General features: G+C 58.2%; 22 protein-coding genes and 5 tRNA genes. 17 read left to right on the forward strand and 10 right to left on the reverse strand.

Annotated features, from left to right (window positions below):
- Positions 1-879 carry a CvfB family protein gene (locus tag ACTG19_RS02615; RefSeq protein WP_005345791.1) on the reverse strand — a complete coding sequence of 293 codons (879 nt, stop codon included), beginning with the start codon at positions 877-879 and terminating at the stop codon, positions 1-3.
- A 231-nt stretch (positions 880-1,110) separates the two neighbouring features.
- Between ACTG19_RS02615 and ACTG19_RS02620 the strand changes: the two genes are divergently transcribed.
- From ACTG19_RS02620 to ACTG19_RS02635, 4 genes are all read left to right on the forward strand, one after another.
- The gene (locus ACTG19_RS02620; RefSeq protein ID WP_439988689.1) at positions 1,111-2,325 is read left to right on the forward strand and encodes a UPF0149 family protein; all 1,215 of its coding nucleotides are present in this window, start codon (positions 1,111-1,113) and stop codon (positions 2,323-2,325) included.
- Positions 2,326-2,495: 170 nt separating this feature from the next.
- Positions 2,496-2,960 (forward strand): MarR family winged helix-turn-helix transcriptional regulator, encoded by a 465-nt coding sequence (locus ACTG19_RS02625; RefSeq protein ID WP_005336856.1) that lies wholly within the window; start codon positions 2,496-2,498, stop codon positions 2,958-2,960.
- 2 nt (positions 2,961-2,962) lie between these two features.
- Positions 2,963-3,151, forward strand: a complete 189-nt coding sequence (locus ACTG19_RS02630; RefSeq protein WP_257724851.1) for a DUF4250 domain-containing protein — start codon at positions 2,963-2,965, stop codon at positions 3,149-3,151.
- 163 nt (positions 3,152-3,314) lie between these two features.
- Positions 3,315-3,494, forward strand: a complete 180-nt coding sequence (locus tag ACTG19_RS02635) for a hypothetical protein (RefSeq protein WP_005345799.1) — start codon at positions 3,315-3,317, stop codon at positions 3,492-3,494.
- A gap of 183 nt (positions 3,495-3,677) precedes the next feature.
- Here ACTG19_RS02635 and ACTG19_RS02640 read toward each other — a convergent pair whose 3' ends face one another.
- The gene (locus ACTG19_RS02640) at positions 3,678-4,265 is read right to left on the reverse strand and encodes an FMN-dependent NADH-azoreductase (protein ID WP_439988690.1); all 588 of its coding nucleotides are present in this window, start codon (positions 4,263-4,265) and stop codon (positions 3,678-3,680) included.
- Positions 4,266-4,491: 226 nt separating this feature from the next.
- Here ACTG19_RS02640 and ACTG19_RS02645 point away from each other — a divergent pair, with 226 nt between their 5' ends.
- From ACTG19_RS02645 to ACTG19_RS02660, 4 genes are all read left to right on the forward strand, one after another.
- On the forward strand, positions 4,492-5,382 hold the full coding sequence (locus ACTG19_RS02645; RefSeq protein ID WP_101530832.1) for a DMT family transporter: 891 nt from the start codon (positions 4,492-4,494) through the stop codon (positions 5,380-5,382).
- Positions 5,383-5,467: 85 nt separating this feature from the next.
- Complete coding sequence (gene purT, locus ACTG19_RS02650; RefSeq protein ID WP_421312162.1) at positions 5,468-6,646, forward strand: formate-dependent phosphoribosylglycinamide formyltransferase; 1,179 nt, start codon at positions 5,468-5,470, stop codon at positions 6,644-6,646.
- A gap of 125 nt (positions 6,647-6,771) precedes the next feature.
- A complete protein-coding gene (hxpB, locus tag ACTG19_RS02655) occupies positions 6,772-7,431 on the forward strand; it encodes a hexitol phosphatase HxpB (RefSeq protein WP_421312164.1) in 660 nt (219 codons plus the stop codon).
- Between the two features lie 419 nt (positions 7,432-7,850).
- Positions 7,851-8,054 (forward strand): CPXCG motif-containing cysteine-rich protein, encoded by a 204-nt coding sequence (locus tag ACTG19_RS02660; RefSeq protein WP_005336871.1) that lies wholly within the window; start codon positions 7,851-7,853, stop codon positions 8,052-8,054.
- Positions 8,055-8,228: 174 nt separating this feature from the next.
- On the opposite strand, the gene ACTG19_RS02665 is transcribed toward ACTG19_RS02660, so the two are convergent.
- Positions 8,229-8,846: a riboflavin synthase subunit alpha gene (locus tag ACTG19_RS02665; RefSeq protein WP_167556565.1), complete on the reverse strand. Its 618-nt coding sequence runs from the start codon at positions 8,844-8,846 to the stop codon at positions 8,229-8,231.
- 102 nt (positions 8,847-8,948) lie between these two features.
- Positions 8,949-9,851, reverse strand: coding sequence for a DMT family transporter (locus ACTG19_RS02670; protein WP_439988691.1), 903 nt, complete (start codon positions 9,849-9,851; stop codon positions 8,949-8,951).
- A gap of 130 nt (positions 9,852-9,981) precedes the next feature.
- Here ACTG19_RS02670 and ACTG19_RS02675 point away from each other — a divergent pair, with 130 nt between their 5' ends.
- The 7 genes from ACTG19_RS02675 (at position 9,982) to ACTG19_RS02705 (ending at position 12,353) form a co-directional block, all read left to right on the forward strand.
- Entirely contained in the window at positions 9,982-10,188 is a 207-nt protein-coding gene (locus tag ACTG19_RS02675; protein WP_005352334.1) for a YaeP family protein, read from the forward strand.
- Between the two features lie 148 nt (positions 10,189-10,336).
- On the forward strand, positions 10,337-11,716 hold the full coding sequence (locus ACTG19_RS02680; protein WP_439988692.1) for an MATE family efflux transporter: 1,380 nt from the start codon (positions 10,337-10,339) through the stop codon (positions 11,714-11,716).
- Between the two features lie 159 nt (positions 11,717-11,875).
- Positions 11,876-11,952, forward strand: a tRNA-Val gene (locus ACTG19_RS02685).
- Between the two features lie 12 nt (positions 11,953-11,964).
- Positions 11,965-12,041 (forward strand) — tRNA-Val (locus ACTG19_RS02690).
- Between the two features lie 18 nt (positions 12,042-12,059).
- Positions 12,060-12,136: transfer RNA gene (locus ACTG19_RS02695), tRNA-Val, on the forward strand.
- A gap of 25 nt (positions 12,137-12,161) precedes the next feature.
- Positions 12,162-12,238: transfer RNA gene (locus ACTG19_RS02700), tRNA-Val, on the forward strand.
- 38 nt (positions 12,239-12,276) lie between these two features.
- Positions 12,277-12,353, forward strand: a tRNA-Val gene (locus tag ACTG19_RS02705).
- 170 nt (positions 12,354-12,523) lie between these two features.
- Here ACTG19_RS02705 and ACTG19_RS02710 read toward each other — a convergent pair.
- The 6 genes from ACTG19_RS02710 to fadR all read right to left on the reverse strand — a co-directional run bounded on the left by ACTG19_RS02710 (position 12,524) and on the right by fadR (position 18,091).
- The gene (locus tag ACTG19_RS02710; protein WP_101530828.1) at positions 12,524-14,359 is read right to left on the reverse strand and encodes a sigma 54-interacting transcriptional regulator; all 1,836 of its coding nucleotides are present in this window, start codon (positions 14,357-14,359) and stop codon (positions 12,524-12,526) included.
- Between the two features lie 283 nt (positions 14,360-14,642).
- The gene (locus ACTG19_RS02715) at positions 14,643-15,107 is read right to left on the reverse strand and encodes a hypothetical protein (protein WP_021229454.1); all 465 of its coding nucleotides are present in this window, start codon (positions 15,105-15,107) and stop codon (positions 14,643-14,645) included.
- A gap of 221 nt (positions 15,108-15,328) precedes the next feature.
- Positions 15,329-16,213 (reverse strand): AEC family transporter, encoded by an 885-nt coding sequence (locus ACTG19_RS02720; protein ID WP_201946795.1) that lies wholly within the window; start codon positions 16,211-16,213, stop codon positions 15,329-15,331.
- A gap of 12 nt (positions 16,214-16,225) precedes the next feature.
- The gene (locus ACTG19_RS02725) at positions 16,226-16,783 is read right to left on the reverse strand and encodes a YaeQ family protein (protein ID WP_439988693.1); all 558 of its coding nucleotides are present in this window, start codon (positions 16,781-16,783) and stop codon (positions 16,226-16,228) included.
- 188 nt (positions 16,784-16,971) lie between these two features.
- On the reverse strand, positions 16,972-17,112 hold the full coding sequence (locus ACTG19_RS02730; RefSeq protein ID WP_005345965.1) for a TIGR02808 family protein: 141 nt from the start codon (positions 17,110-17,112) through the stop codon (positions 16,972-16,974).
- A 265-nt stretch (positions 17,113-17,377) separates the two neighbouring features.
- On the reverse strand, positions 17,378-18,091 hold the full coding sequence (gene fadR, locus ACTG19_RS02735; protein ID WP_026034983.1) for a fatty acid metabolism transcriptional regulator FadR: 714 nt from the start codon (positions 18,089-18,091) through the stop codon (positions 17,378-17,380).
- Between the two features lie 333 nt (positions 18,092-18,424).
- On the opposite strand from fadR, the gene nhaB reads away from it, so the two are divergent.
- A complete protein-coding gene (nhaB, locus tag ACTG19_RS02740; RefSeq protein WP_064338053.1) occupies positions 18,425-20,005 on the forward strand; it encodes a Na(+)/H(+) antiporter NhaB in 1,581 nt (526 codons plus the stop codon).
- A gap of 98 nt (positions 20,006-20,103) precedes the next feature.
- Positions 20,104-20,625 (forward strand): disulfide bond formation protein DsbB, encoded by a 522-nt coding sequence (gene dsbB, locus ACTG19_RS02745; RefSeq protein WP_005336895.1) that lies wholly within the window; start codon positions 20,104-20,106, stop codon positions 20,623-20,625.
- Positions 20,626-20,627: the final 2 nt, after the last annotated feature.

The following is a 20,627-nucleotide window of genomic DNA, read 5'->3' on the forward strand; positions in this document are numbered from 1 at the left end:
TTATTCGCTATCCTGCGCCTGCTCGCCTGCTTGTACCTGCGCGGCACCGGCATCGGTCAGGGTAATAGCGTTATCTTCGATGACAATCTTGCCCTGCTTGTAGAGGCCACCGATCGCCTTCTTGAAGGTGCCCTTGCTCATGCTGAACAGCTTGTAGATGAGCTCGGGTTCGCTCTTGTCACCCACCGCCAGACTGCCGCCCTGCTTTTTCATCCGGCTCAGAATGCGTTCACCAGCGTCATCAACCCGCGCCAGACCAGGCTTTTGCAGGGTCAGATCGAGCTTGCCATCTTCGCGTACCTGCTTGACCCAGGCGGTTTGCGGCCGACCGGTCATCACCCGGCCAAACACTTCGTTCTTGAACAGCATGCCGGGATACTGACCGTTGACGATCACCTTGATGCCAAGGGGCGAGTGCTCACCCGGCAGCGCGGTCACTTCGTCACCAACCTTGAAGTTGCTGCCGGCCGGGGTCAGGAAACGCTCGATGCGGCTGGTGCCGACCATGCGCCCTTCGTTATCCAGTTGCAGACGCACCAGATAAACGTGGCCCACCTGCATCGGCTTGTTCTGCTCACGGCTGGGCACAAACAGATCCTTTTTCATGCCCCAGTCGAGGAAGGCACCAATCTTGTTGGCATTGACCACTTTCAGACCGGCAAATTCGTCCACCATGGCAAATGGCTTGTCGGTGGTGATCACCGGTTCGCAATCGGCATCCAGATAGAGGAAGACCTGCACGCTATCCCCCTCTTTCACCCCTTCCGGCAGTTGACGCTTGGGCAGCAGCAGTTCACCGTACTCATCGGCCGCAAGCCAGGCGCCACGGTCTTCGAGTTCAACAACGGTGAGGGTGTTCATCTTGCCAATCTGTATCATGGTGCTCTCTTTTTTCATTACCCGGATGGGCCAACTGAACATGGCCCCTATGGGCGCGCATGTTACCTCAAGAGCGGTGATCCGGCCTAGTCCCCAAGCCACCACGAGCCGCCCTTTCGCTCCTATCTTATCCGCCAATGGTGATTAAATCGCCAAACAGGCGGCCATTTGCTGCAAATAACCCCACTTTTAGGTAGACTTCGCGGCTGTTCAAATCCAGAGGAACTGTCGATGAACCCATCCACTCGTACCCGCCATCTTAATCAATGGATCCAGAGCCACAGCGATCAGGACATGACCTACCCGGCCCTGCACGGTTTTCTCTGTGCTCGTCTGGTGGGGCCAGAGACCCCTGACTGGCAACACCCGCTGGCTGGTCTGCTGGAACAGGATGCCGAGTTGGATGAAAAAAGCGCAGAAGCCCTCAACCACCTGATCGCCGAGCTGGAATCCCAAGCCGACGACGCCCAGCTGGCCCTGCCCAGCCAGTGCCGCCTGCCCAGCGATAACCCCGAGCAGGTGTTCGAACAGAGCCACCCCCTCGGTCAATGGTGTTATGGCTTCAGCATGGGTTTTGCCACCTGGCCCAAGCCGAAGGATTTGAACGACCCGACCACCCAGTACCGCTTCAGTCTGGCCGCCGAGCTGAGCCTGTTTCGCGACAAGCAGATGGCCCAGATGCTCTATAGCGCCGCCGCCAGCGAGCTTCCCTTTGTCGAGTTCTGCAAACGCCAGCGCCAGAACATGAAAACCGCCCTCAACCAGTTACTCAACCTCGACCAGTATCAGGCCGCCCCCAGCACCGATGTCGTCCTCAATGGCGAGCAGGCCCAACAGTGGCAGACCTGGTTCGAGCTGGCCGACAACTGCCGCGATCATCAGGCCCGCCTCGGCTGGTTCGAGAAGATCATCGCCGATGCCACTCCGCTCTTTGACGACGCCTTCTGGCAGCAAATCGCCGGCCACGGCTGGAGTGCCCCCGAGCTGCGCCCTCTGCTGGCCGCCAGAGCCGGCCGCGCCGACTGCCTGCTGCGCCTTGGCAAGCTGGGCGAGGCCAAAGCGGAGTATCTGGCGCTGCTGACAATCTGCGTGGCCGATGAGCTGGGTTGCCGCTACAACCTCTCCACCCTCTATGCACTGCAAGGGGATTGGCAGGCGTTGGCCGCCCTGCTGGTGCGCTTCGATGAAGCCTCCAGCTGGTTGCTCTATAACAAGGCGCTGATGGTCTTTGCTACCGAGGGTGCCGAGGCAGCCAAGCCCCATCTGCTGGTCGCCATCGAGGCCAACCCGCACATTCCGGCCTGCCTGCTGGGTCAGCGCAAGCTGCCCAAACAGGAGCCACAAAGCTGGCAAGCGGGCAGCCGAGACGAGGCCGCGCTCTACGCCATCCACACTCGTGAGGCCTGGCTCAAGCAGAACGCCCTCATCTGGTTGCGTAAAGGCTGAACAGCGTTGGCTTAAAATCCCGTCGGTCAGACCCGGTTTTTCCTTGAGGGCGTGCGCCACCGCACATTTCATCGCAACCGGGTCAGACAAATCAGCTTGAGTTTCGTATCATCAATGTCAAAGTATCAAAAGAAACTGCATCTGATGCAGCCGTCACAGCAGGGTGTAATATGTCAAAAATCATAGCGTTACTCGCTCACTACCCGCCCTATCAGTTGGTACATGCCGCCGAGATGCTACGGGATACCTTCGAACAGTTTTATGAACAGCGTTACCAGCTGACCGTGCCGCAATGGCGCCTGATGATGGTGCTCGGCCCCAACTACCCCATCAGCCAGAAAGAGCTGGTCGAGGCGAGCGGCATGGACAAGGTGCGCATCTCTCGCGAGATCCGCCGTCTGGTCGAAAAAGGGATCATCTTTACCGAGAGCAGCGAGCAGGATAAACGCATCAGCCTGGTCTCCCTCACCAATGCCGGGCTCGCCCTCTTCCTGCAGCTCAAAAGTGAAGCGGGCAGCTGGCAACATACCCTGACCGACTATCTGCCTAGCGAATCCCGCGAGGCGATCCGCCAGCATCTGCACAGCGTCAGCGCCGCCATCGAGCAGCTGCAATCACTGGATCGGGAGAAATAATCATGGATTTGAAAAAATTCGCCACCATGGACATCAACATGCTGCTGAGCGTCGTCAATATGCAGCTGCGAGATCGCTATGACGATCTTGATGATCTCTGCAAGGCGCAGGAGATCGATCAGACTGCACTGGAAGCGCGGCTCGCCAGCGGCGATTTTCACTACCAGCCAGCGCAGAAACAGTTCAGATAAAGAGAGCTAGCGGGATCGGGATCACAGCGCCAGTGATGGCGCTGGTTCTGCGGTAAAAACCTGATATGGTCTGAAGAGCCCCAACAGGGTGATGCACGGATACATCACCCTGTCACAAGAGGGCATTAAAATCGTTTCAGGTGAGCAAACCAAGGATGACCCCATGATATTGATGACCCGACAGAGCCTGTTGATCACGCTCTGTACCCTGTTGATGATCAGCCTCTTCACACCCCACTTGCCGCAAAGTACCGAACAGTGGCTAACCACCCTCTTGCTTGGCCTGCTGGTCACGGTGGCATTGCTGCTGGTGCGTGGTTGTCGTCGCTTTATGATGGAGTAGTGACTCCGCCGGAACGTCTATACCGACCGCTTGCCGCGATACCCTCTATAGCAGCAACGTCTGTCGCAATCGTATCTAGCCCAAAAACAAACGCAGCCTGATGGCTGCGTTCTTGTATCTGGCGGGGCAACCCCTTGAAGAGATAACCCCTGACGGGATAGATAGCCCTTATAGAGAGAGCCCTTAGATAGCCAGAGCCTCAAGCTGCGCTTTGGCCGCTTCCATCCCCTTGCTCTGGGCATCCGGGCCCATCCCCATCCCCTCGGCGTAGATGAAATCCACCTCTTTGATACCGATGAAACCGAGCACGGTACGCATGTAGGGGGTGACCAGATCGGTGGCGCTGCCAACGTGCATGCCGCCACGGGGGCTGCTCACCAGCGCACGGGTATTTTCAACCATACCCACCGGGCCGGTCTCGGTATAGCGGAAGGTGACGCCAGCGCGAGCCACCAGATCAATCCAGTTTTTCAGCTGGGTCGGGATGTTAAAGTTGTACATGGGGGCCGCAATCACCACCAAGTCGCTCGCTTTGAGTTCGGCAATCAGCTCGTCGGACTGGGCGATCACCGCCAGTTGACGCTCATTGAGGTTGTCACCACCGCGCAGGCCGGAGGCCAACTCGCCATCCAGCACCGGCAAGTTGAGGGCCGCCAGATCACGCACGGTGACGGCATCATCCTGATGGTCAGCCAGGAAACCGTCTATCAGGGCGTTGGATTGGGAATATTGACCCAGGATGCTGGATTTGAGTACGAGGATATTGGCCATGGTGAAACTCCATTTGGTTGTCGGTTGAACAGCGTTGCTGTCGATGGAGGTCACTCTAAACATTGTGCTTATTTGCTGATAGCGAAAATAGATGCTCAACTTGTTCAAATTTTTTGATGCAAGGCCACTTCCTCGCCAGCCAACCCTGCGGCCGCGCTTCAACCCTTGGCAGAACAAACGATTGCCGTTATGATCCGCCGCACTTTTTTCCAGCGACCCGGATCCCATGATACCCTCGCGCAGGCACTCTCCTTTGGCCGGTGCAGTCTGGATGATGGTGGCAGGACTCTGCTTCGCCGCCGTCAACAGCCTGAGCCAGTATGTCAGCTTCAAACTCGGCCTTGCCTCTACCCAGGTAGCCTTCCATCAATACCTGATCGCCCTGATCTGCCTGCTGCCCTGGCTGGTTCGCCATGGCCTGCGCCAATCCCTGATGACCAATCAGTTCCGGTTGCACCTGTTGCGGGTATTGCTGGCGGTGATCGGCATCCAGCTCTGGCTCTGGGCACTGGCGTACCCCGTCCCCATCTGGCAGGGGATCGCCCTGCTGATGACCTCACCGCTGTTTGCCACCCTGGGCTCCGCCCTGCTGCTCAAGGAGCAGGTGAGCCGCGCCCGCATTCTGGCCACCCTGGCGGGCTTTGCCGGCGCCATGCTGATCCTCGCCCCCTGGACTGACGAATTCAACTGGGCCTCCCTACTGCCGGTGGCGGCGGCGCTGTTCTGGGCAGGTTACTCCCTGATGGTGCGCTATCAGGCAGCCAACGAATCATCCCACACCATAGTGGTCTACCTGCTTATTTTCAGTACCCCGTTCAACGTCATGCTGGCCCTGCCGGAGTGGCAGTGGCCAAGCGAGAGCCAGTGGCTGCTGGTAGCCGCTTCCGGCGTGCTGACGGCGCTGGCCCAGATGTCCATCGCTCGCGCCTACAGCGTGGCGGAGGCCTCCTTCGTACAGCCTTTCGATTTTGCCAAGCTGCCGATGAACGTGCTGGCGGGCTGGCTGGTATTTGGCTGGGCCCCCCCCGGCCGTCTGTGGCTTGGCGCCGCTATCATCATTGGCGCCATTACCTTGCTGACCCATCTGGAGCAGCGCGCTCACAAACCCGTTTCCTGAGGTACGCCATGCGTGCCTCTTTTTTTGTCCGCTATTCGTGCGATAGCGATCATCAACAATGACCATCGACATCAGGAGAGATCGTATGTTTGGAACCGCAACCCGCCCCGGCGCCACCCGTGCCCTGCTGCTGGGCTCCGGCGAACTTGGCAAGGAGGTCGCCATCGAGTTGCAACGCTTCGGGATCGAAGTGATCGCCGCCGACCGCTACCCCAATGCCCCCGCCATGCAGGTGGCGCACAAAGCCCACGTGCTGGATATGCTCGATGGCAACGCCCTGCGTGCCCTGGTCGCCGAGGTTAAACCCGACCTCATCATCCCCGAGATTGAAGCGATTGCCACCGATACCCTTGCAGCCCTTGAGCAAGAAGGGGTCAAGGTAGTGCCCAACGCCCGTGCTACCCAGCTCACCATGAACCGGGAAGGGATCCGCCGCCTCGCTGCCGAGACGCTGGGTCTGCCCACCTCCCCCTACCGCTTTGCCCAAAGCAAAGAGGAGTTTGTCGCCGCCGTCGAGGCTATCGGCCTGCCATGTGTGGTGAAACCTGTGATGAGTTCGTCCGGCAAGGGGCAGAGTGTACTGCGCGATCTCGCCAAGCTCGATGAGAGCTGGACCTACGCCCAGGAAGGCGGCCGCGCCGGTCGTGGCAAGGTGATCGTCGAGGGCTTCGTTCCCTTCGAGTACGAGATCACCCTGCTCACGGTACGCGCCGTCGATGGCATTCACTTCTGCGCTCCTATCGGCCACCGTCAGGAAGATGGCGACTATCGCGAATCCTGGCAGCCGCAGGTGATGAGCGAGCAGGCGCTGGCCCGCTCCAAAGAGGTTGCGGCCAAGGTGGTCGAGGCCCTCGGTGGTTACGGCCTGTTCGGAGTCGAGCTCTTTATCAGGGGTGATGAGGTGTGGTTCAGCGAAGTCTCTCCCCGCCCCCACGATACCGGCATGGTGACCCTGATCTCGCAGGATCTCTCCGAGTTCGCCCTGCACGTGCGCGCCATTCTGGGGCTGCCGGTCGGCACCATCACCCAGTACGGGCCGAGCGCCTCCGCCGTGGTACTGCGCGAAGGGCACAGCCAGAATATCTGCTATCAGGGGATTGGTGAGGCGTTGGCGCTGGTGCCGGGCGCCCAACTGCGGCTGTTTGGCAAACCGGAGATCGCCGGTCGCCGCCGTCTTGGCGTGGCGCTGGCCCGCGCAGAGGATTGCCAGGATGCGGTAGAGAAAGCCAAAGCCGTGGCCGCCAAGGTCGAGGTGCTGTTCTAAGGGCTTTTTGCCATAGCAAAACAAACGTTTGCCGATGTGATCGGGCGCAAGGGGCATGGCAATGCCCCTTTTGCATTTGCTCGTCAGGCTTATAATCCCCTCTTCAAATTTGTCAGGAGTACAAGATGTTAGCTGCCGTGATCTTCGATATGGATGGTGTTCTGATCGACTCGGAACCCTTTTGGCAACGGGCCCAGATCGCCGTTTTCTCCGAACTGGGTCACCCCCACACCGTCGAGGATTGTGAGTCGACCATCGGCGTGCGCATCGATCAGCTGGTTGCCCACTGGTATCGCCTGCGCCCGTGGAGCGGCCCAACTCAGGAAGAGGTGGTACAGCGCATTCTGGATCGGGTCAACGCCCTGATCCTCTCCGAAGGTCAGGCCAAAGCCGGTGTGCTGGAGGCGCTCGACCTTATCGAAGCCCGCGGCCTGAAAGTGGGTCTGGCGACCTCCTCCCCCTTTGCGATGGTAGAAGCGGTGCTCGGCAAACTCGGCATTCGCGATCGCTTTATGGCGGTGCACTCCGCAGAGGTGGAGCGTTTCGGCAAACCGCACCCGGATGTCTATATCCACGCTGCCGAGAAACTGGGGGTAGAGCCCGTCCATTGTCTAGCCATCGAAGACAGTTTTACCGGCCTGCTGGCGGCCAAGGCGGCCTCCATGACAGCGCTGATCGTGCCGGACCCCGCTTTGGTGGGTGACCCACGCTTGGCCATCGCCAACTACCAGCTCGGCTCGCTGGCCGAGCTCAATAGTGAAATGCTGGCCAGCTGGGCCAAATAATTCGCCCGCACCAGCCGTTCGCATCCTTCACGGGGCCGCAGGCATACCTGCCTGCGGCCCCGTTTTTATAGGTGAATCGGTGCCAAAGGATAGATACCCACCTAGCGGCAACAAGAGGAAAACCGGCCGGATGTGCTGCCCCCCTCCCGGATGGCCAAATGGCCTTTTTCGCCAGTAAAAACCGCCGTTCAGCCCCTTCCATTACCAACCAGTAGTTGGCAATAACAGCTACAAATCGCCGATTAGAAACCAACTTTCGGGCCATTTTTGCCCCGGCAGCGCCTGCTGATCCCCTTTTCCGATCCGGGTTTGATCCCTGTCATACCGCCTTCATAAACGTGCGCTTGCTCGCGGTTAGCCCGCGCCTGCGCAGCTAGAATCAAGGGAGACAGGCGGCCCGCGGGCCCGAGGAGGTTATCATGATCGAGTACACCAGCAAGCGCATCGTCTGCCCCCACTGCGGTCACCATACCCGGGTCGAGCTGGATGCCAGCCAGGGTGATCAGGAGTTTTACGAAGATTGCATGGCCTGTTGCAATCCGATCCACCTGCGGCTTCACCGCGACGAAGCCCGCGACTGTTTGCAGCTGTTTGTGGATGCGGATGACGAGCAACTGTTTTGATTACGAGTCACAAAAAGCCGAGCAGCTGCTGTGCCTTCAAGTCGCAAAGAGCTGAGCAGATGTTGTGACTGCGAGTCATAAAAAGTTGAGTAGATATTTTCACCATATGAATAACAAGGGCCTGCACACTGCAGGCCCTTGCTTATGAGGCGATTAACACCGAGCCGTTTCCTTTCAGTTACCCCCGCGCGCCGCCAGTACCCGCTCCACCGTATCGACGATTGCCTGGGTCTGGGGATCGATCTCGATATTGGTCTGCCAGCCCGCCTTTACCCAACCCAGATTGGTGCGGGCCAGGGTCTCGGGGATCAGGTGGACGCAGAACTCCCGCTCGCGCACCTCACCTATGGTCAGACTGATGCCATCGATGCCGATGTACCCCTTGGTCAGCACATATTTCATCAGCTCGGGAGCAAGGCGATACCACACCTGACGGTTGTTGGGGGTATCGATCACCGAGGTAACCTCTGCCATGCCGATGATATGGCCGGACATGGCATGACCGCCGATCTCGTCGCCAAAGCGGGCGGCCCGCTCCACATTGACCTTGTCCCCCACCTGCAGCTTGCCGAGGTTGGTCAGGCGCAGGGTCTCCTGCATCAGATCGAAGCTGACCAGCTCCCCCTCGACACGGGTGACGGTCAGGCAGCAGCCGTTGTGAGCGACTGAGGCGCCGAGGGCCAGCCCTTCCCCCCACTCCCGGCTGGGCATGCGGATCACGTGGGTACGAAATGAAGCACTCTCTTCGATGGCGACCAGCTCGGCCACACCTTGCACAATTCCGGTAAACATCATCACCTCTTTGTTTCTGGTAACACGCTCTGTTTTTTATCGCGGCCTGTGGCCGCTTCTTTTACATAATCCGTTTTTACACAATTCGTTTCGTACAAACTGTCACACCTGCTCCGCCGCCTCAGACCGCGCCAGCACACGAGCCCGGCGCTGGGAATGGATGACCACTATGCCAGCCAGCACGATGAGCAGACACCCCGCCATACTACTGAGGGTCGGCATTTCACCAAACATCAGATAGCCGCAGAGGGTAGAAAAAAAGATCTGGAAATAGAAGAAGGGCGCCAGAGTAGAGGCCTGCGCATACTGCATCGCCTTGATAAGGCAATATTGGGAGAGCAGGGTCACCACTGGTAGCGCCAGCAGATAGGGCAAGTCAGCAAGCCCAGGGAAGTGCCACAGTGCAGGCTGCCAGCAGAGTGCAACCATTGCCACCATCCCCAGCATGAAGCAGGTGACGATCAGGATATCGAGGGTGGTCAAACGTGGATCCACCAGCTTGGTGATGAGGTTGTAGCCGGTGTTGGCCAGCACAATGACCAGTGGCAGCAGATAGTAGAGGTTCGCGTCTCCCCCATCAGGATGGGTCACCACCAGCACGCCAAACAACTCCAGCAGCACGGCCGCCACCTTGGTCCGGGTCAGACGCTCCCTGAAAAAGATCACGCCCGCCACCACGAAGGCCAGCGAACCAAGCTGGCAAATGATGGTGTAGACGTTGAGCGGTACATGGGCCAGCGCAATCACCGAGACCAGCGCACAGACCAGAAACAGCAGCGAGCGCAACAATAGCCAGCGATCCACCGCCAGCAGCGCCGACATGGTGCGCCTTGGCAATAACAGCAGCAGACCGAGGAAAGGAACAAAGAAGCGAAACCAGACCATCTCCATCACGGAGTAGCCATGGAGTACCAGATATTTGTCTGCGCCATCCTTAAGCGTCAGGGCGAGAAGTGCAAACAGCGTCAGAAAGATCGCCAGTGAGTTGCGCGAAGAGAACAGCATCAAAGAGGCCGAAACAGGAAAAGGGGGTAACCAAACTAACGGGCTTGCCGCAAATTACAACCGCGAGACTGACAAAATGGGAGCAAAACCGCTATATTTGCTCGCCTTTTTACTTTCAAGGAAGCAAATCATGATGGTTTATGAGTGCTGTGAAGCGATCCGTATCGCCTATAACCAGATTGGCTCCGGCGAGCAGGGCTACGTGCCGAAGGCCATCGCCGCCACTATCCGTGCCCTCAACGCGGTCGCCGCCGATGAGCGGGTGCCCGCCGAACTGCGTGAACAGGCCGCCTATGCGGCAGCCAACCTGCTGATCAGCGATCACGAAGACGCCTGATCCCGCTGCCGGGGCGGCAACTATTTCGTCCTGGATGAATTTCAGGCTAAAATGCCTCCCCCACCCTTTGCATGCCCGCCCGGGTGTGCAAAGGCTCTTCCCGATTTCCGCTCTTTACTCTATCTATCTGATCCACTCGGAGGTGTCAGTGCAACGTTATTGGTCCGAGGCGAAGCAGCTCGTCCGTCTAGCCAGCCCCATACTGGTCGCCCAGGTCGCCCAGGTCGCCATGAACTTCGTCGATACCGTGATGGCGGGTCAGGTGAGTGCGGTCGATCTGGCCGCCGTGTCGGTGGCCTCCAGCTTCTGGCTACCGGTGATCCTGCTGGTGCAGGGGATCATCATGGCGCTCACCCCCATCGTTTCCCAGCTCAACGGCGCCCGCAAGCGGGATCAAATCCGCCCGGCCGTCCATCAGGGCTTCTGGCTGGCACTCATCGTCACCCCGCTGGCAATGATTGCGCTCTATTACAGCCCGCTGGCGCTGCAGTTCATGGATGTGGAGCCGGTGATGGCGGCCAAGACCACCGGCTACCTGCACGCCATCCTGTGGGGCCTGCCCGCCTTCGTGATGTTCCAGGTGCTGCGCAACTTCAGCGAGGGTCTCTCCCACACCATGCCCACCATGGTAATCGGCTTTGTCGGGCTGGCGGTCAATATCCCCGCCAACTACATCTTCATTCACGGTCACTTCGGCATGCCAAAGCTCGGCGGTGTCGGCTGTGGCGTGGCTACCGCCATCGTGCTGTGGGCCATGCTGCTGGCGATGATCCTCTACGTGAAGCTCTTCTCTCATTTCAAGGAGATCAACCTCTTCTCCCGACTCGCACGCCCCAACGGCAGCCGGATCTGGCGCTTGTTCCGCTTGGGCTTCCCCATCGCCATGGCCATCTTCTGCGAGGTGACCCTGTTTACCGTGGTGGCCCTGATGCTGGCCCCCTTCGGCGCCGAGACGGTGGCGAGCCACCAGATTGCCCTCAACTTCTCCAGCCTGGTCTTTATGCTGCCCCTCTCCATCGGGGTGGGTGTCACCATCCGGGTCGGCCACAGTATCGGTGAAGGGCAGCCCCATCATGCCCGGGTAGCGGCTCGCACCGGCTTGATGCTGGGGATGGCCATCGCCGCTGCTACTGCCGCCATGACGGTGCTGCTGCGCGAACAGATCGCCTCCATCTATACCGATGATCAGCAGGTGATCGTCCTGGCGGCCATTTTGCTGTTCTTCGCCGCCATCTATCAAATCTCCGACTCGGTGCAGGTGGTCGCGGCCGCCGCACTACGCGGTTACAAGGATACCCAGGCGATCTTCTACGTCACCATCGTCGCCTACTGGGGACTGGGGCTGCCCACCGGCATGATCCTGGGTCTGACCGACTGGCTGGTGCCGCGGATGGGGCCGCAGGGCTTCTGGATCGGCTTTATCGTCGGTCTCACCAGCGCGGCCCTGATGCTGGGGGCGAGATTGCGCTACATCTATGGCCGTTTTGCCACTCCGGAAGCCTGCACTACCCTGTCGCGAGCCCAGTAACAGGGCTTGGCAAGGGACAACTCGCCTGCAAAATCAACAGGCTGCGCAAGAACTGGGCAAACAGTCTCCTTTGTGCATATGGCCTGTTGACAGCCTTGGGGGGCATGGGTAGTATGCCGACCACGTCAGCAGCGCTGGCGTAGTGAAGTAAGAGAAAGTGGGTTTATAGCTCAGTTGGTTAGAGCACTACCTTGACATGGTAGGGGTCGTTGGTTCGAATCCAATTAAACCCACCACTTTTCTGTGATGCGTCCTTAGCTCAGCTGGTTAGAGCACCACCTTGACATGGTGGGGGTCGGTGGTTCGAATCCACTAGGACGCACCATTACAGAACACTGATTATGCGTCCTTAGCTCAGCTGGTTAGAGCATCACCTTGACATGGTGGGGGTCGGTGGTTCGAATCCACTAGGACGCACCATTCAGTTTGAAAGAAATGCAGATGTGGGTTTATAGCTCAGTTGGTTAGAGCACTACCTTGACATGGTAGGGGTCGTTGGTTCGAATCCAATTAAACCCACCACTTCTGCATAAAGAAATAAAAGTCGCATTGCGCACCCTGCGTCCTTAGCTCAGCTGGTTAGAGCATCACCTTGACATGGTGGGGGTCGGTGGTTCGAATCCACTAGGACGCACCAGATTAAAAAAGCCCGCTCATCGAGCGGGCTTTTTGCATTCTCCATGCAGCCACTCCCCTGCCCCGCCAATCCGTTCACTACCGACCGGGCAACGGCGCAGAGCCTTGTTCCCATAAAAAAACCCGTGTCATCCGATAAACGACACGGGCCGGATAGATGCCGCCAGATCTTCAGCTCTGCACGGCAATCTCGTACTTCTTTATCTTGCGATAGAGGGTGGCAATCCCAATCCCCAGCGCCTGTGCGGCCAGTTTTTTGTTGCCAAGCCGCTGCAGGGTCTCTTCTATCATCTGTTTTTCCATGCTCTCAAGACCGCTCTCACCCGGAACGGGCTCAGGCAGTTTCTCCGGCGTGGCGGCAAGCGGCGCTGTGGCAGGCACATTGAACGCCGCATCCAGGTCGGTCACCGGGATCGACTGGGCCGCCACGCGATGGGGCTCCTGATTGCGGATGATGTTGGGGGGCAGCAGACTGGCGTCAATCACTTCGCCCGCTTGGCTGACGTTGACCAGATATTCGATGAGGTTGCTGAGCTCACGGACGTTGCCCGGCCAGCGATACCCCTTGAGCAGCGCCATCACCTCGGGAGCCAAACCGGGATAGACGATGCCAATGCGGCTGGTGTGCAGGTTGAGGAAGTAGTGGGTCAGCAGCTCCACGTCCCCTTCCCGCTCCCGCAGCGGCGGCAGGTTGAGGGGGATGACGTTGATGCGATAGTAGAGATCTTCACGAAACTTCCCTTCGGCGATGTATTGATCGAGATGCTGGTGAGTAGCGGCGATGATGCGAATATCCACCGGCACCGGTCGGCTGGCCCCGATGGGGGTCACCTCCCGCAGCTCCAGCACCCGCAGCAGCTTGGCCTGCATGGTGAGCGGCATGTCGCCAATCTCGTCAAGGAACAGGGTGCCCTGATGGGCCGCCTGGATCAGGCCCTGTTTGCCACCGCTGGAGGCACCGGTAAAGGAGCCCTTCACATAACCAAACAGCTCGCTCTCCAGCAGTTGTTCGGGAATGGCGGCACAGTTGATGGCAATAAAAGGCTTGTCCTGCCGCGGACTCAGGCGATGAACGGCGCGGGCCACCACCTCTTTACCGGTACCGCTCTCGCCACAAATCAGCACGCTGGAGGGACTCTGGGCGATGCGGTGCAGTAGCCGCTTGAGGGTGCGCATCGGCTTGCTCTCGCCGATCAGCTGATCGATCCGCACATCCGGATCCGGCTCCTGCACCTGACCGGAGTGGGACTGGTGAAAGGCCATCAGAAAGAGCTGCTGCCCCTGCACATGATGTAGCTGGCCGATGATCAGCTCCTGACGACCTTCAAAGGTGATGATGTGCTGGAGATGACCACTCAGCCCCTGTTGGGAGAAGGTGAGCGGGCGGATCCCCACTTCGCGCCCCTGCAGCTGTTCCTGCTGGCAACCCAGATGATGGAGCGCCGCCTCGTTGGCGTAGAGCAGTTGACTCTTGTCATCGAGCAGCAGGCAACCCTGATCCATGTTGGTCATCAGATTGAGGAACACCTTGTTGACCCCGTCCGACAGCCCGCGTGAATCGAGCAGCTTGGCTACAAAGATGGTGGAGATATGGCGCACATAGTCGCACACATCCTGCAGATTGTTGTTGAGGCGCGCCTGCTGCTCGTCGCTGAAAGCCACCAAACTGATCACCCCGATGCAGCGCTCGTCCACCATGATGGGCACCCCGAGGAAGGCGCGCTCACGGCAGCTCTCCTTGCAGGTACAACCGTCACACACGGGATCATCACTGGTGTGGGTAACGATCTTCTCCCTTTGGTTATCAATCACATAGCGCAGCAGGCGGGAGTCGCCCTCCAGCTGACGTCCGAAGAACTTGCCATAGGGCCCGGTGCCAGCCACCCGAACCATATCGGCATCCACAATTTCGACCTCAAGCTGCAGCACACTCGCCAGCATCTTGGCAAAGCGCAAGATGGTCGGCTGGATCTGCATCAACAGACACTGGTTGCTCACGGATCTCATCCATCATTCCTTTTTGTTCTTGTTATCCTCCCCCGAAAGGGAGTCATGCTGGCCAGATACTAAGGGATATCAGGGGGAACTACTTCGGGGGGGATCACGAAAAGGGAAAATGATCCGTATCCTCCGTGACTTCAGAGGCACAGATAAAATTCAATAAAAACATGAAGATGAAAACACATGCAGCAAGATAAACCACTCGGGACAGCCAAGCCTGCTGATCTGCGGAATCCATCGACAAATCATGCTGAAGGTAGGGAAAACAGCCACTGAAATGGCATCTGGCTCACGCGCCGCGTACCTGTTTCAAGACTTGGCACTCATGGTCGAAATCCGCTTTATCTTGCGGCTGAATGTAACTTTGCCAGCGGGCAAACAGCTCGGCCGTTGGATAACGATGCAGACGAATACCGGTGCGATAGAGTTTGGGAAAGAGTGGGTCTGGCTGGGATCTCACGACCAGACCGCGCAGTTTCTCGCCAGAGGGAATGGCAATCACCAGCTCATCCCCCTCTTTCAACCGTATGGCCCCCAGAATACCGATGCCGCCGATGGCTATGTCGCGCACTACCACATAGGGCACCGGGTTGAGCAACTCCAAAAACCAGTTGCGACGGCTGCATTCTGCCTTGTAACCACCGCCACTGAGGATAAAACGGCGGTGTCTGCGCCAGTCATAACCGGTAGGCAATGCCGGGTCATAGCGCGATTTTGCCTGCCCCACAGGATCAGATTGCTCACTTGTGCCCATCCGGTTTCCCTCACTGGCATTGGTTAAACAGTGTCAGTCAGCTCTTTTTCAACTATAGCTGTCGCCGTTAGGCCGGGGGCTCAGGGTCGGATACGGGTCGACAGATATATTACGGAGGCAATGATGAATAGAGATGACATGGATGAGATGCGAACTACTGCGACTCGGTTCGATCAAGCAATAGACCAGTGAGTCGCACCGCCGCAGCGATGCAATCTGGCTTAGCCGGGCAGATGAAGTGCCAGCCAGACCGCCAGCGGGATCACTAGCACAGAGAGGGCATTGCCGCCGAGCACGATACTGGCCACCTTGTCCGGCTGACAGTGATACTGCTCGCAGAGCATGTAATTCAAGACCGCAGGGGGCAAGGAAACCGACAACATCAACAGCGGGATCCACTCCGTCTTGAGCGGCAACAGCCAGATCGCCAGCAGCAGCGACAATCCCCCCGCCAGCAGATAGAGCAGGTTGCACTTGAGCGCGAGGCCAAGGTGATCGAGTTCTCCCTCCATCAGGCGAATACCCAGCGCAAAGAGCATCAGGGGCACCGAGATCTGGCCGAGCAGCGAGGCCGTGGTCACCACATATTCCGGCAGCGTAATGTGCAGGTTGGCCACCAGCAAACCGGCCAGCGCGGCCCACAACACAGGGCTGCGCAGCCACAGCCAGCGGGAGGTATTGGCCGAGAGAATAAACATGCCGACCGAGAAGTGCAGCAGATTGGAGAGCACAAAGAGGATCACGATGGCCCCCAGTTGCTGCTCGCCAAACGCCAGCACCATCAAGGGGATACCGAGATTGCCGGTATTTCGGAACATGGCGGGCAAGATCAGGGCTGCCCGCTCAATTCCTTTGAGTTTGAGCAGCGCGAGCAACAGACCGGGTAACAGAATAACCAGCGCCCCCGCCGCAATCAGCGGCAGATGCTCCGCCAGCACCAGCGGATACTTGACCAGCGCGGAGAAGACCAGCGCTGGGGTAAACAGCTCGATATTGGCCCGATTGACGTAACCGAGCGCAGCCCCCGGTCGCAATCGCCCGTAGAGGGCGCCGAGCCCGACCACACCGAACACCGGAATGACGATATTGAGCAAGGCGCTGAACATGGGCGGCGTCCGTTACAGTTCGCGGGCCGGTTTGCCCATCAGCACCACCGGATCCAGCGTCACTTCCAGTGCGCCATTGCTTACCCAGAGCTGACCATCGGAAATAGTGCAGGTGAGCTGCATGGTGCGCTCGACCATGGCGGTGAGCGGCAGAGTCTGGCTGTCGGAGAGTTCGATGATGCTGAGGTTGTCATGCTGGCTCAGCTTGCCCTGGTTCTGCTTCCACCAGACGGCTGTACCACGACCACCGTAGAGGTAGAGCACCACCTGACGGGCACGGTTACAGGCCTTTTTCAGCCGTTTTTCATCGGGTTGGCCCAGCTCGATCCAGAGCTCTACGTCGTCCGAGTAGTTCTTGCACCAGAGCTCGGGTTCGTCATCGGCGCTCAATCCCTTGGTGAACTCCAGTCGCTCGGCAGCGTGCCAGGCAAAGGCCGCCAGCCGGATCATCATCCGCTCATCGGTTTCGGAGGGGTGGCGCGCCAGCGTGAGGGAGAAGTCCTGATAAAGATTGCGATCCATATCAGACAAACTGATCTGGGCCTTGAATACGGTTGCCTTGAGAGCCATAGAAAACCTTGAACACCTGATAAGAGAAGGGTGAGTGGGAAATACGGGCGCCAGTGTAATCAAAATCGGCGGCAGGTTCGACCATCCTGACCAAAGATTTCCCCTTCCCTGCCGGGATAAGTGCTTTAAAAGACACAAAAAACAAATGCCAGTCCGAAGACTGGCATTTGGCGGCATGGAGAAGCGACTCACTTCTCGGCGGACTGTACCCCGAACGCATTCAGCAGCATGCAACAGGTCACTGCCACCGCCACGAATCCGCTCAGAAAGATAAAGGGCATGGCCCCATATCCCAGTACTGTCCAGATGGTGTGTTCAAGAAGACTCATTGTTGTGTCCTTCATCCGGTGAAAGGTGTGTTCCTTCTGGCGGATATTGGCTCCGCTCTTGATGCCTCCATTTGACCTCAATCAGCGGTTGGGTCCTATGCCACCAAAGTGATAAATGCAGGGTTCATTTGCGCTGGATCAAGCTTTTTGGCCAAATATCCATGCAGTTCAAGCAATTACCACCGCCAATCAAGGATAGACACAAACACGGCAGAATAAAAAAACGCGCCGGATGGCGCGTTTCTTGGACAGCACAGGCAAGGGATCAGTTGTCGCACAGATCGCTTGGCATGTCCTGACGCAGGCGGGTCCACAGCTTGCCGGACTCGATACCGTACTGACGCACCGTCATGAACACGGCTTCGTGGTTCTTGGTCTCCGCCAGATTGAGCAGGGTCTTGTAGTAGGCGTCTGCGGTCTCGCGGGCCTGCTTGTCGGAGAAGTAGTAGCTGCCGACCCGGCTGTACAACCCTTTGAAACCGTTCAGGATCAGGGCGTAGATCGGATTGCCGGAAGCAAACGCCAGCTGGTGGTGCAGGCGATAATCGAACTCGGCATAAGCCTGTGCGTTGTTCTCGACCCCATCGGCGCCACGCAGGATCTCGGCGGCCTGTTCCGGATTGTGACGGATCGCCCCGCGGATAAAGATGGTGCAGATATGGGTACGGGCGGAGAGCAGCTGAGCTATCAGATCAGGTACCTTGTCCTGATCCAGACGGGCCAACGTCTCCAGAATATTGAGGCCGGAGGTTTCCCAGAAATTGTTCACCTTGGTCGGCTTGCCATGCTGTATGGTCAACCAGCCATCACGGGCCAGTCGCTGCAGCACTTCGCGCAAGGTCGTCCGCGTCACCCCGATCAACTCGGATAATTCACGCTCGGCGGGCAGAATAGATCCGGGAGGAAAGCGATTGTTCCAGATGGACTCGATGATGTATTCCTCGGCAAACCCAGCTGGGCTCTGCGCTTTTATAACCATGAATTGACTCTGTTGTAATGCGTAAAAAGGCTGACGAATGATATCAAAGCGATGATGGCTGGCAAGCATAAGGTCAGTCCTCTGCTCACATATGGCAAATATAGTGTTGGGAATATGTATCTAATCGCCACGAGGGAGCCAGCCAACCCCGACAAGGTGGTTATAAAACAGACACATGGGCAGAGATCCATCGGCTATCATTTATAATCGTCACGCTTTTTGATTAAAATCACGAGGAATCAGACAGATAAAGGCCAACATCCGGAGGCACAGGTCGAATCATCCTTGACTGCATAGAAGCAGATCCTAACAACAAAGTTGAGACCCATTATCATGCCAATAAGCCTAGGGCAGGCATTCGCCAAGAACTTCTTGGGCAATGCACCACAGTGGTATAAAAGCGCCATCTTGCTATTTCTGGTGATCAATCCGATTGCCTTCCACCTTGATCCTTTCATTGCGGGCTGGTTACTGGTCGTTGAGTTTATCTTCACCCTGGCCATGGCCCTCAAGTGCTACCCCCTGCAACCGGGTGGTCTGCTCGCGATCGAAGCCGTGTTGATCGGCATGACCTCCGCCGATCAGGTCAAGCACGAGCTGGTCGCCAATATCGAAGTGCTACTGTTGCTGGTGTTCATGGTGGCAGGCATCTATTTCATGAAGCAGCTGCTGCTCTATGTCTTCACCAAGCTGCTGATCGGCGTACGCTCCAAGATCCTGCTCTCCCTCTCCTTCTGTCTGGTCTCCGCCTTCCTGTCAGCCTTTCTCGATGCCCTGACCGTGATTGCCGTGGTGATCAGCGTCGCCACCGGCTTTTATGCCATTTATCACAAGGTCTCGTCCGGCAAGGAGTTTGGTCACAGCCATGACCATACCGATGATAAGGAAGTCGCCGAGCTCAATCGCCAGGATCTCGATGATTTTCGCGCCTTCCTGCGCAGCCTGATGATGCATGCCGCCATCGGTACCGCGCTGGGTGGTGTCTGCACCCTGGTGGGCGAGCCGCAAAACCTCATCATCGGCGAGCAAGCCAGCTGGAACTTCGCCGAATTTGCCATTCGCATGTCACCCGTCACCGTCCCCGTCTTTATCTGCGGTCTGCTGACCTGCGTGCTGGTAGAGCAGTTCCGCTGGTTTGGCTATGGCGCCCGCCTGCCGGACACGGTGCGTGCCATCATGGAGGAGTACAACCGCTACGAAGAGGCAAAACGCAGCCCGCAAGACAAGGCCAAGCTGATCGTTCAGGCATTGATTGCGGTCTGGCTGATCGTCGGTCTGGCCATGCACCTGGCAGCCGTTGGCCTGATTGGCCTCTCGGTCATCGTGCTGGCCACCTCCCTGACCGGGATCACCGAGGAGCACTCGCTGGGTAAAGCCTTCCAGGAGGCACTCCCCTTCACCGCCCTGCTGGCGGTCTTCTTCAGCGTGGTCGCCGTCATCATCGATCAGCAGCTGTTCAAGCCGGTGATCCAGCTGGTACTGGCAGCCAAACCGGAGAACCAGCTGGCCCTCTTCTATCTGGCCAACGGGGTGCTCTCCATGGTCAGTGACAACGTCTTTGTCGGCACCGTCTACATCAATGAGGTGAAGACGGCCATGCTCAATGGTGCCATCGACCGCGCCCAGTTCGATCTGCTGGCGGTAGCCATCAACACAGGTACCAACCTGCCGTCGGTCGCCACTCCCAATGGTCAGGCCGCCTTCCTGTTTATGCTCACCTCGGCATTGGCGCCGCTGCTGCGTCTCTCCTATGGCCGCATGGTCTGGATGGCGCTGCCCTACACATTGGTGCTGGGGCTGATCGGCTTTTTCTCTGTCGAATTGCTGCTTGGTCCTGCCACCGAGTGGTTCTATCAGCACGGATGGCTGGTGATGGAGAGTGCGCTGCCAGCGGTACAGCCGGCACTGCATTAATCCGTTACGACGGTTTCCGAGGGCCCTTTCAGGGCCCTTTTCTTTTCGGTTCCGCTCTGCTCTAATTCAGCCACTGTTTTTTCTGAGAGATCAATGAGATGATCGAGTTTCTCCGCCGTATCGCCGCCCATCGGCTGGCCTGGGGTCTGTTGGCAGCATCAGCCCTGTTCCTCGAGTTGTGCGCCCTCTTCTTCCAGCATGTGCTGGGCCTCTCCCCGTGCGTGATGTGTGTTTACGAACGGTTGGCGACCCTGGGTGTGCTGGCCGCCGGTCTGCTCGGCATGGTGGCGCCGGATAAGTGGTATGTTCGCTGGAGTGCCATGTTGCTGTGGGGCTACAGTGCCTTCCGCGGCTTCCAGCTGGCCCTCAAGCATGTGGACTATCAGGTTAACCCCTCCCCATTCAACGTCTGCAGCCCGTTTGCCGACTTCCCGAGCTGGGCTCCGCTCGATCAGTGGCTCCCCTGGCTCTTTATGCCGGAAGGGGATTGTGCCCAGATCACCTGGCAGTTCTTCGGTTACTCCATGCCCCAGTGGCTGGTTGTCATCTTCGCCGCTTACCTGTTGGTCTTCACCGTGGTGGCCATCGGCAATCTGGTGAAAGGACGCTGCTGCAACTGAGT

Origin of the sequence: Aeromonas sp. 3P (genome assembly GCF_051919745.1) — a bacterium.
Lineage (GTDB): Bacteria > Pseudomonadota > Gammaproteobacteria > Enterobacterales > Aeromonadaceae > Aeromonas > Aeromonas veronii.